This window comes from bacterium (assembly GCA_030654305.1).
Classification (GTDB): Bacteria; Krumholzibacteriota; Krumholzibacteriia; order LZORAL124-64-63; family LZORAL124-64-63; genus PNOJ01.
This window is the reverse complement of sequence record JAURXS010000481.1, coordinates 1-9,915: the sequence shown is the minus strand read 5'-3', so window position 1 is coordinate 9,915 and position 9,915 is coordinate 1. Positions and strand designations below refer to the sequence as shown.

Annotated in this window: 9 protein-coding genes; 3 read left to right on the top strand and 6 right to left on the bottom strand. The window is 73.4% G+C overall.

Annotation, left to right across the window (positions count from 1 at the left end; translation table 11 throughout):
- Nucleotides 1-889: lamin tail domain-containing protein (locus Q7W29_13745; protein ID MDO9172884.1), on the bottom strand; the 889-nt coding region annotated here is incomplete at its 3' end.
- A gap of 177 nt (nt 890-1,066) precedes the next feature.
- Nucleotides 1,067-1,525 (bottom strand): PTS sugar transporter subunit IIA, encoded by a 459-nt coding sequence (locus Q7W29_13740; GenBank protein ID MDO9172883.1) that lies wholly within the window; start codon nt 1,523-1,525, stop codon nt 1,067-1,069.
- Nucleotides 1,526-1,578: 53 nt separating this feature from the next.
- Here Q7W29_13740 and Q7W29_13735 point away from each other — a divergent pair, with 53 nt between their 5' ends.
- Entirely contained in the window at nt 1,579-3,099 is a 1,521-nt protein-coding gene (locus tag Q7W29_13735) for a sulfatase (GenBank protein ID MDO9172882.1), read from the top strand.
- Here the strand turns inward: Q7W29_13735 and Q7W29_13730 are convergent.
- Both Q7W29_13730 and Q7W29_13725 read right to left on the bottom strand, forming a co-directional pair.
- Nucleotides 3,090-4,283: an O-antigen ligase family protein gene (locus Q7W29_13730; GenBank protein MDO9172881.1), complete on the bottom strand. Its 1,194-nt coding sequence runs from the start codon at nt 4,281-4,283 to the stop codon at nt 3,090-3,092. The two genes, Q7W29_13735 and Q7W29_13730, sit on opposite strands and share 10 nt — an antisense overlap.
- A 321-nt stretch (nt 4,284-4,604) precedes the next feature.
- On the bottom strand, nt 4,605-5,669 hold the full coding sequence (locus tag Q7W29_13725) for an Mrp/NBP35 family ATP-binding protein (GenBank protein ID MDO9172880.1): 1,065 nt from the start codon (nt 5,667-5,669) through the stop codon (nt 4,605-4,607).
- Nucleotides 5,670-5,790: 121 nt separating this feature from the next.
- Here Q7W29_13725 and Q7W29_13720 point away from each other — a divergent pair, with 121 nt between their 5' ends.
- A complete protein-coding gene (locus Q7W29_13720; protein MDO9172879.1) occupies nt 5,791-6,558 on the top strand; it encodes a glycosyltransferase family 2 protein in 768 nt (255 codons plus the stop codon).
- A gap of 22 nt (nt 6,559-6,580) precedes the next feature.
- Here the strand turns inward: Q7W29_13720 and Q7W29_13715 are convergent, their stop codons facing one another.
- Both Q7W29_13715 and Q7W29_13710 read right to left on the bottom strand, forming a co-directional pair.
- Entirely contained in the window at nt 6,581-8,347 is a 1,767-nt protein-coding gene (locus Q7W29_13715; protein ID MDO9172878.1) for a hypothetical protein, read from the bottom strand.
- The gene (locus Q7W29_13710) at nt 8,344-8,691 is read right to left on the bottom strand and encodes an STAS domain-containing protein (protein MDO9172877.1); all 348 of its coding nucleotides are present in this window, start codon (nt 8,689-8,691) and stop codon (nt 8,344-8,346) included. The genes Q7W29_13715 and Q7W29_13710 overlap by 4 nt, the downstream gene beginning before the upstream one ends.
- A gap of 189 nt (nt 8,692-8,880) precedes the next feature.
- Between Q7W29_13710 and amrB the strand changes: the two genes are divergently transcribed.
- Nucleotides 8,881-9,762, top strand: a complete 882-nt coding sequence (gene amrB / locus Q7W29_13705; GenBank protein MDO9172876.1) for an AmmeMemoRadiSam system protein B — start codon at nt 8,881-8,883, stop codon at nt 9,760-9,762.
- Nucleotides 9,763-9,915: the final 153 nt, after the last annotated feature.

The window sequence follows — 9,915 nt, the reverse complement described above, 5'->3', positions numbered from 1 at the left end:
GCGAGGTCTCGGCCGCGGTGACCAGCGGCGCCGCGCTCGGCGCGGTCCCGGTGGAGGTCGGGTCCTGGTCGGCGGTCACGCTCCAGGTCGCCGTGAGGTTCTCGCTGGTCTCGTCGTGCCCGGTCAGGCCGTTGCCGCCCGTGGCGGTCTCGGCGCCCTCGTCGACGCCCAGCCTCTGGAAGCAGTCGCCGTAGGTGTGGATCGTCGTGAGCGCCTGCTGCGAACCCACCGCGGTGTCGGCCAGGTAGGCGCTCGCGACGGCGTCGACGTCCGGGCCGTCGACCGACACGCCCGACTTGTTGACGCGCAGCGTGGTGCTCGTCCCCCAGGTCAGGTAGTCCAGGTCCTCCACCAGGTCGGACGCGCCGTCCCACTGGTACATCACCAGGGTCTCGGAGACGTCGTCCAGCCAGCCGCTGGTCGGCACCGCGTTGGTGGCGCCGTTGCCGAGGCCGAAGCCGATGCTGCCGGGGAACGCCTCGACCAGCTCGGGCACGGCGTCGGGCGTGATGCCGTCCTCGAACAGTTCGTAGTCGGGCAGCCGCCCGTGCGAGGTCTGGAAGGCCGCGCTGCCGCGCAGCGCCACCACCACCGACGCGCCCGGGGCCAGCGTTGCGCCCACGGGGAAGCGCGCGTGGAAATCGCCCGAGGTGCCGCCGCCGCCGGCGCCGCCGCCCGTCACGATGTTGTAGTAGTAGGACGACGCGCTGAGGCTGTTGCTCGCGTCGGACAGGTAGACGAGCGAGAGATCGGCCGACGCGGCGCCCGCGTTGGTGATCTCGACGTACTCGCTGCCGTACGTCGTGACGCCAGGCCGCTCCTTGACGAGGACCTCGCTGATCAGCAGATGATCGGCGGCGGCGTGGACGGTCGCCGCGAAGGCGATCATCGCGGCCACGGAGGCGATCCATGCGCCGCGGCGGGGGATCCTGGATTGGCTGGTCATCGGACCTCGCTCCCTTGCGTAGGGAAAACGTTGACGGGAATGATCTCGGTTGTAGGCCGTTGCCGGGCCGTTTAACATAGTCCACGGCCGGGGACGGAGCCAAGCGGAATTCGCGGCGGATCAGGCCGGGGTCTCGCCCACGGGAAAGGCCCGCCCCAGCTCCTCGGCCGTCGTCGACCGGCGCAGGGCCTGCAGGAAGCCGGGAACCTTGACCTGCCGCACCAGCCGGGCCAGGAGCCTGAGCATCGCGCGCGGGTCCTGCTGAGGCCCCACGATCAGCAGCAGCACGTCCACGGGCGGCTCGCTCCCCTCTCGGGGCAGGGGCGGGGACAGCGTGGCGACCGCCAGCAGGGGGCGCTCGACCAGGCTGGTCCGGATGTGGGGGATGGCGACGCCCAGGCCGACGTTGGTGTCGCCGACGGCTTCGCGCGCGAGGATCTCCTGCCGCAGCGCCCGGTCGTCCGGCAGTCCGACGGCGCGCGCCACGGCCGTGGCGAGGGCGGCGACGGCCTCCTCCTTGCCCGCGCAGGCCAAGCGCGGCAGCAGGCAACCGTCGGGGATGTGCGTGCGCAGGTCCATGGACCTAGACTAGTCGCCGGGATCTCGGCTGTCCAGGAAGCGAACACGGAGCGATGGCACAGAACGACCCTTTCCTGCCCATGACGCGCCGGCGTCGCCTCACGACGCGGCGCGACCAGCTGATGACCGCGCTGCGCCGGACGCTGTCGCCGCCCGCCGCCGCGCCCCGCCGCGAAGGACCGCCCAACCTGCTGCTGCTCGCGGTGGACACCCTGCGCGCCGACCACGTCGGCCCCCGCCCGCAGGGCGGGACCCTGACCCCCGTCCTGGACGCCTTCGCCCGCGACGGCCTGGGGTTCGCCGACGCGAACGCGCCCGCGCCCTGGACCCTCCCCTCGTTCGCCTCCGCGCTCACCGGCACGATGCCCTGCCTGCACGGCGCCGGGATGAGCGGCAGCCGGCGCAACATGGCGCAGCAGGCACCCTCGCGCCTGCGCGACGGCGCGACCACGCTGGCCGGCCACCTCGCCGGCCGCGGCTACCGCACCGGCGCGTTCTTCTCGAACCCCTTCGTGGGTTTCGGGCTGGCGGAGAGCTTCCAGGAGCGCCACTACCGCAACCACGCCGCGCCCGACCTCGCCGCGCTCGCGCTGGACTGGATCCGCCGCCGGGCCGACCGGCCGTTCTGCGCCTTCGTCCTGTTCAACGACGTGCACGAACCGACGATGCCGCCGCGCCGCCTGTGCGCTCCCCTGCTCGAAGCCGCGGGAGCCGGCGGCTACGACGACGCGCAGCTGCGGGCGCTGGCGCGCTGGGGCGACGAGGCGGTCGGCGTGCCCCACCTCGGCCGCGCCGCGCTGCCGCTGGACGGGCCGGCCGCACTGGCCCTGGCCGCCAAACGGGCGCTGTACGCGGCGTCGGTCCGCCACGTCGACGAATCGCTGGGGACGATCCTGGACCGCCTCGAGGACTGGGGCCTCGCCGCCAACACCCTGGTGATGGTCTGGTCGGACCACGGCGAGGAATTCCTGGAGCACGCCGACCTCGCGCGCCGCTGGGATCACGACCCGCGCGACCTGCGCGCCATCGGCCACGGGCACACCCAGTTCCAGGAGCTGCTGCACGTGCCCTGGCTCGCGCGCGGCCCCGGCCTGCCCTCGGGCGCGGTCGTGCGCCGGCCGGTCTCGCTCTGCGACCTGGCGCCGACGGCCGCCGCCTGGCTGGGGCTGCCGCCGCTGCCGTCGCCCGCGCACGCGCACGCCTCCCTGCTCGGCAGGGCCCAGGCCGCCGATGCCGGGGCGTCGGCGGGAGCCGAGCGGGTCCTGCTGTCGGAGGACATCGCCTACGGTCCGGATCTGGTGGGCGTGCGCAGCGGGCCGTGGAAGCTCATCGCCCGGCGCCGGCCCCTCGCGGCGCTGGCTCTCTTCCACCTCGAGGATGATCCGCTGGAGACTCGCGACCTGCGCGCGGAGCAGCCGCAGCGCCTGCAGGAACTGCTGGACGCGGCGTCGGTGTGGGACCGCGTCGGAGACCACGACGGCAGCGGCGATCGCGGGGAGCCGGACATGTCCGGCGACTGGGAGAAGCTCGACGACAGGGTGCGGCGCCAGCTCCGCGAACTGGGTTACGCCTGAACGGTCCCCGAGCCCGCGGCATCCCGCGCCAACGGATCCCGCGCCGTCCCCGGCGCCAGCGCGACGCCGACCGCCAGCAGGTAGACCAGCCCCAGTTCGGGATCCCCGAACGACCAGTCGAAGAACCCCGTCACGACCACGCCCACCCAGACGCCCAGGCCGCCCAGCGCCCAGATCAGGCGCGCCGGCGGCGCCCGCACGCCCGCGACGCGCAACTCCCGCCAGCGACGGCCCAACCGCCAGCCCATCCCCAGCAGGAACCACGTCCCGAACACGAGGCCGGGCACGCCCCAGATCGCCGCAAGCATCAGGAAGTTCTGGTGGAGGTGGCGCACGTGGGCGGTCGGGGCGGCACCCGGCACCACCACCAGCGCGGGCGTGAGCGGCGCGAGGTTGCGGTCGCCGACGCCGGTGATCGGGTGTTCGCGCACGAGGACCAGGCCCGCCCGCCACAAGGCCAGGCGCTGCGCGTTGGTGGCGTGGGCGGGGTCGGTCACCGACTGCAACCGGTCGCGCAGGTGCGCCGGGGACAGGGCGAAGCCCGCCGCCGCCACCAGGATCAGGGGCAAGATCAGCCGCGGTCGCGCGCACGCGGTCATCAGCGCGAAGCCCGCGGCGGTGCCCAGCCACGCGCTTCGCGACTGGGTCAACGCGACGGCGACGAGCAGCGGCGCCAGGACCAGCGCGGCCGCCAGGCGCAGGCGCCCGCCGGGGCCCAGCAGCACGACGGCGCCCGCCAGCAGGGAGGCCGACATCACGAGCCAGCTCGAGGTGATGACGCTGTGCTGGATCATGCCGATGCGGTGCGCGTAATCGCCGGGAATCACCGACTCGACCAAGACGCTGTAGACGGCGTTGATCGTCGCGCCCAGCGCCACCGCCGCCAGCACCGCCCAGCGCCGCCGCTCGCCGACGACGTAACCCGCCCCCAGCCACAGCGGCACGAAGAGGAAGAAGCGGCGCGCGTTGCGCAGGCCTTCGTGGGGCACCTCCGACACCGGGATCATCGCCAGCGCCCAGAACAGCAGCAGCAGGAACGGCAGTTCGAGCCCGGTGCGCGCCGGCCGGTCGCGACGCGACGCCACGCGCACGAGCGCCGCCAGCAGGGCCAGGCCCAGGGCGAGCTGCCCGATCGCCACCGACAACTGCGCCGCCAACGCCGCCAGCAGCAGCGCCGCGAACACGACCCCGTCCCCCGTCCACCACCTGCCCCGTCCCGCCACCGCGACCTCCCGCCGTCCGCGCCCCATATCACCGATCCCCCGGAGATTATTCACGATTGTCTGCCGCAAGGAAGCACAAATTCCCACCCCCATCCGCCGTCTGTCCCCACGCCGAGTGCGTTCGCGTGAAACACTGACACCGAGACGCTGTCGCCGGGGCGTCGTTCAGGCCGCTTCGCCAGGAGGGCGAAGCGACCTGAACGCCGAGCAAGCCGGGCACAGGAAGTGCCCGGCGCGCGCCCCCGGCGACAGGGTCTCGAGGTCAGTGTTTCACAAGACGAATCACAGCACGAGGCGTTCCGAAACCTTGCGGGCCAGCTCCAGGAACGCCGAGCGTGTCGGGCTGTCCCCCGCCTCCACCACCGGCGCCCCCGAATCCCCGCCCTCGCGCGTCGCCGGGTCCAGCGGCAGCTCCGCGAGCAGGGGCACGCCGAACTCGTCGGCCACGGCGCGGCCGCCGCCCTTGCCGAAGATGTGGTAGTGCTTGCCGTTGTCCGGACAGTGGAAGTAGCTCATGTTCTCCACCACACCCAGGACCGGCGCCCCCACCTGGCCGAACATCTGGATGCCGCGGCGCACGTCCGCCAGCGCGAGCTCCTGCGGCGTGGTCACCATCACCACGCCGTCGACGGGCACCTGCTGGACCAGGGTGAGCTGCGCGTCGCCGGTGCCCGGCGGCATGTCGACCACCAGGTAGTCGAGGTCCTCCCAGACCACGTCCTTCAGGAACTGGCGCACGGCCGCCATGACCATCGGCCCGCGCCAGACCACGGCCTGGCCCGCCGGCACGAGCATGCCCATCGAGATGCACTGCAGCCCGTGCGCGACGACGGGGCCGATGGCCTTCTCCCCCAGCGCCACCGGACCCTCCTGCGTGCCGAGCATCGTGGGCAGCGACGGCCCGTAGATGTCCGCGTCCATCAGGCCGACGCGATGCCCCAGCGCCTGCAGGGCCAGCGCCAGGTTTACCGCGACCGTCGACTTGCCCACACCGCCCTTGCCGCTGGCCACCGCGACGATGCGCTTCACGCCGGCGAGACGGGCCCGGTCGGCCCAGGGGTCGGGGTTGTGCGCCGCGCGCTTGGGCGCGGGCGCGGGGCTGTCGACCGCGACGCGGACCTCGCGCGCGCCGGGCAGCGCGCGCAGGCGCGCCTCGACCAGCGCGCGCACCGCGTCGATGGTCTCCTGCTTTTCGGTGGTGTGCTTGATCCGCACCTCGACCGCGCCGTCGGCGACCTGCACGTCGCCGATCAGGTCGATCTTGACCACGTCGACCTTGGTGCCGGGCACCAGGACCTCGCGCAGGGCGTCGCGGACGGACTGGGCCGTCGGCTGGGGATGCGTCACGTCGGACCTCCGGTCGGTGGTGGATGCGGCGGCGGTCGGCCGGCCCGGGCTTCGCGGCGGGTCCGGCGCGTGCTATCGTGCGCCGGATGACCGAACCGCCGCAACCCGGGGAGCCGCGGCCATGCGCAAGCTAACGGCGACGATGATCGTGCGCAACGAGGAACGCCGGCTGCCGGCGTGCCTCGATTCCCTGGCGGGCGTCGCCGACGCGCTGGCGATCCTGGACACCGGCAGCCGCGACGGCACGCCGGCCCTGTTGGCCCGCGAGGAAGCGGCCGGCCGCTTCGCCGTGCGCTGGGAGTCGGCGGACGTGAACGACTTCGGCTGCGCGCGTCGACGCGCCCTGGCGCTGGCGGGTACGCCCTGGGCCCTGTGGATCGACGCCGACGAGCGCCTCACCGATGCGCTGCGCGAGGAACTGCGACGACGCCTCGCCGACGGGTCGCTCGAAGCCTGCGACGCCTGGCGCATCCCCGTGGACACGCACGTCCTGGGCCGCCGCATGACCTGCCGCGAGCTGTCGGGCCGCCCCCACCTGCGCCTGTTCCGCACCCGGGGCGCGACGTTCGTGGACGCGGCGGTCCACGAGGGCGTGACCCTGCCCCCCGGCGCGCGGATCGGCGATCTCGCGGGCCCCCTCGACCACCACACCATGTCGTCCTGGCCGGAGTACCTGCGCAAGGTCGACTGCTACACGCGGCTGGAAGCGGGGCGCGCCTCGCGGGCACGGGCGGCCTGGCACCTGTGGGTCGCGGCGCCGGCCACGTTCTGGCGGCAGTACGTGCGCCGCGGCTGCGCGCGGGACGGCTGGGCGGGGCTGGTGTGGGCGGGGACGTCGGCGCTGGGTGCGGTGCTGCGGGACGCGCGCACCCTCGCGCGGCGCGGCTAGGACGTTCAGGCAGGTCTTCCGGTCAGGACTTCGGAGACATCAGCTCCGACTGCAGGTGCTCGAGCCGCTCGAGGAAGCTCGCACGCGCGCCGGCCAAGGTGCGCTCCGCCAGTTCCCGGTAGTGGGCGATCCCGGCCTGCAGGTTCTCGCGCACCTTCGCCGCCGCTTCCGCGCCCTGGTCCTGTCGGTCGGCCGCGGCGGTGCGCAGGCGGTCCAGGTGCAGGCTCAGTTCCTTCAGCAGCATGTGGGGGCGCGGTTCGGCCAGCGGCAGCCGGCCGCGGCCGTAGATGTGGTCGATCATCTCGCGCAGGCTGGCCGGACGCGTGAAGTAGGCCGCGTTGGGGCCGCAGCAGACCGCGGTGCGGGCGTCGGGATCGATCCCCGAGGGCAGGGTCGCGCCGCCGGCCAGGTCGTGGCAGATGCACGCCTTGACCACCACGTCGCCGACCTGGCGCGCGCGCTCGGCCGCGTTCAACTCGGAATCCGCGATCGCCTGCAGCTTGCGCCGCTGGTAGGCGCGGCTGGCGGTGCAGATCGGCACCGGGGTGAACTCGGTGTCGGCCACCAGGAAACCCTTGGGGCAGGCGCTGCCGGGGTGACCTTCGTCGATCAGGCGCAGCCGCTCCAGTTCGCTCTCCGAGTTGCGCAGGCTCCAGAACGGGACGCCCAGCGGCGAGCTGTCGCTGAGGCGGATGTCGTCCTCGCCGGCCTCGCACAACCGCTCGAGGTGGACCGGGTCGATGTTCACGGCCTCCGGCACCATCAGGAAGGGACTGCCCCAGCCGGTGCCGTCGACGCCGTAGTGGTGCAGCAGCAGCTCGTTCTCCTCGGCCGTGCCGATGCCGCCCTGGACCGTGATCCGCTGCGCCGGGGGCGCTGCGGGGACGACGCGGCCGAGGGACGCCAGGGCCGCGGCCCAGCTCTCGCGCAGCTGCGCGGACAGGCGCGCGCGCTCGCGGCGGAAGTCCTCGAGGACGGGGCCGAGCAGCGTGCCCGTCCCGCCGAAGGCGTGACCGCCGCAGTTGAGGCCGGACTCGACCCGGAACTCGGAGACCCACAGGCCCTTCTGGGCCAGCAGCCGGGCCTGGACCTGCGCCGAGCGGAAGTCGCTCACCTTCAGCACGATCCGCTTGCGCATGTCGCCGGCGCCGTCGGGGAAGAAATCGTCGAACTCGGCCAGGTAGCCGAACAGGCGGCGGTTCACGCCCGCCGAGAGGATCACCGAGGAGCGCAGCCGGCTGCGGGCGTAGCCGCGCAGCGCGCTCATGGCGTCGGTGAAGGCGGGGCCGAGGGGCTTGCCGCGGTGCAGGCGCACGCGGTCGAGCTTGGTCATGATGTTGACGTCGATGCCGCCGGCGACGACCGCGCCGCGCAGCTCCTCCTGGAGTCGGGCGCGGGCGGGGCCCGTGGCCTCCTGCATGCGCTCGTAGGCGGCGCGCAGCGGCGATCCGGGGAGCATCTCGAAGTAGCGGGTGATCTCGCTGCCCTTCTCGAAGACGGCCCCGCGCACCTGGTCGATCTGGTGGTCCACCAGCTCCCCGAGCAGGTCGAGGTAGCGCGTGATGCGGTCGGCGCGCGCGTCCTCGGCGTCGGCGGGGACGGCCTCGAAGCCGCGGCCCTCGCGCCGGCAGACCAGGCCGCGCATCTGTTCGAGCAGGAGGTCGTCGACCAGGGAGACGACCGAGGAGATCCCGTACCGGGCCACCTTCAGCGGCGTGTCCACAGTAAAGCCCGTCCCCATGACGGGGATGTGGAAGCTGTGGACGGGGTGGGTCAGCGGGTGGCTCAACCGGTATGACCCAGGGAAGCGAGGGCCGCGGCCTCGTTGTCGTAGGTCTCGAACACGAGCTTGAGCTGGGTGACGTTCAGGATGTTGTCGATCCGGCCGCTCACGTCGCAGATCCGCATCTGCCCGCCGTTCTTCTTCAGCGTGTGATAGCCGGAGACGAGCACGCCCAAGCCGGTGGAGTTGATCCAGTTGACCTTGCCCATGTTCAGGACCACGTCCACGTAGCCCTCGTTGATGAGGGTCTTGATCTGGCTGTGGAACAGCTCGTGATCCTCGCCGCCCATGATCTTGCCCGACAGCTGCAGGATCATGACCTCGCCCTGGGGCTTCTCGGAAATCTTCACGCGGGTCCTCCCGTGGGGGATAAGGGCGCACGGCCGACGCCGTCCACCTCCCCAACAGAATGATGCCGAACGGGCCCGGATGCAAGCCCGAGGTTCCGGCCGGGGCCGTCGTCGCCGGGATGACCGATGGCGGGAAAGGCGGTCGTCTGGTAGGATCCGGGGCGTTCCCGCAGCCATCGGAGGTGGGCGATGCCGACCGTCAACGTGCGCCCGAGCGCCTTGGCCGGTTCCTGGTACCCCGAGTCGCCGCAGGCGTTGCGGCAGCTCGCCGCGGGCCTGCTGGCCGGCGCCGAACCGCGGCGGCTGCCGCCGGGCCGGCCCGTCGTGCTGATGGTGCCCCACGCCGGCTACGCCTATTCCGGGCGGGTGGCGGGGCGCGGCTGGGGCCTGCTGCGCGGCCTGGTGAGCGGGTACCGGCGCATCGTGATCCTCGCCCCCAACCACCACGCCGCGCTGGCCCGCATCTCGACGCCGCGCTGGGACGCCTACGCCACGCCGCTGGGCGAGGTGCCCCTGGACCGGGCCGCCTGCGCGCGCGTCGCCCACAACGCCTCCTTCACCGAGGACACCCACGCCCACGCCCGGGAGCACGCGGAGGAGATCCAGCTCCCCCTGCTGCAGGCGCTGACCGCCGACCCGCCGCCGATCGTGCCGCTGCTGGTGCCGCGGCTCTCGCGGGCCCTACGCTACGTGGCCGCCGAGGCGCTGGCGCCCTGGTGCGACGGCGCCACCCTGTTCGTGGTCTCGACCGACCTGACGCACTACGGCGCCATGTACGGCTACGTCCCGTTCCGCGACCGCGTGCCCGAGCGGTTGCGCGAGCTGGACCAGGGCGTCCTGGACGCCTTCCTGGCGTGGGACGCGGAGGCCCTGCTCGCCCACGCGCAGCGCACCGGCATCACCATGTGCGGGCTGGAGGCCGCGGCCCTGGTGATGTCCCTGCCCTGGCCGCAGCGCCCGCGCGCCGCCGTGGTCGATTACGCCCGCAGCGCGGACCGCGACGGCGACTTCAGCCTCTCGGTGAGCTACGCCGCCGCCGTCGCCTGCCTGCCCGCGCCGGTGGGATCTTGAACGCGCCCGCAATGCTGACCGCGCGGGAACGGTCCCTGCTGCTGCGGCTCGCGCGCGCGACCGTGGTCGCGGCGGTGCGGGGCGAACCCCCGCCGCTGCCCCGGGCCTTCGCCGCCGCCGCCGGCGTCGAGTTGAGCGGGCCGCTGCTGGAAC

Excerpts from the sequence above, each read along its gene's own strand:
- Q7W29_13740 (MDO9172883.1), bottom strand. The coding sequence starts at position 1,525 with ATGGACCTGCGCACGCACATCCCCGACGGTTGCCTGCTGCCGCGCTTG.
- Q7W29_13735 (MDO9172882.1), top strand. The coding sequence starts at position 1,579 with ATGGCACAGAACGACCCTTTCCTGCCCATGACGCGCCGGCGTCGCCTC.
- Q7W29_13720 (MDO9172879.1), top strand. The coding sequence starts at position 5,791 with ATGCGCAAGCTAACGGCGACGATGATCGTGCGCAACGAGGAACGCCGG.
- amrB (MDO9172876.1), top strand. The coding sequence starts at position 8,881 with ATGCCGACCGTCAACGTGCGCCCGAGCGCCTTGGCCGGTTCCTGGTAC.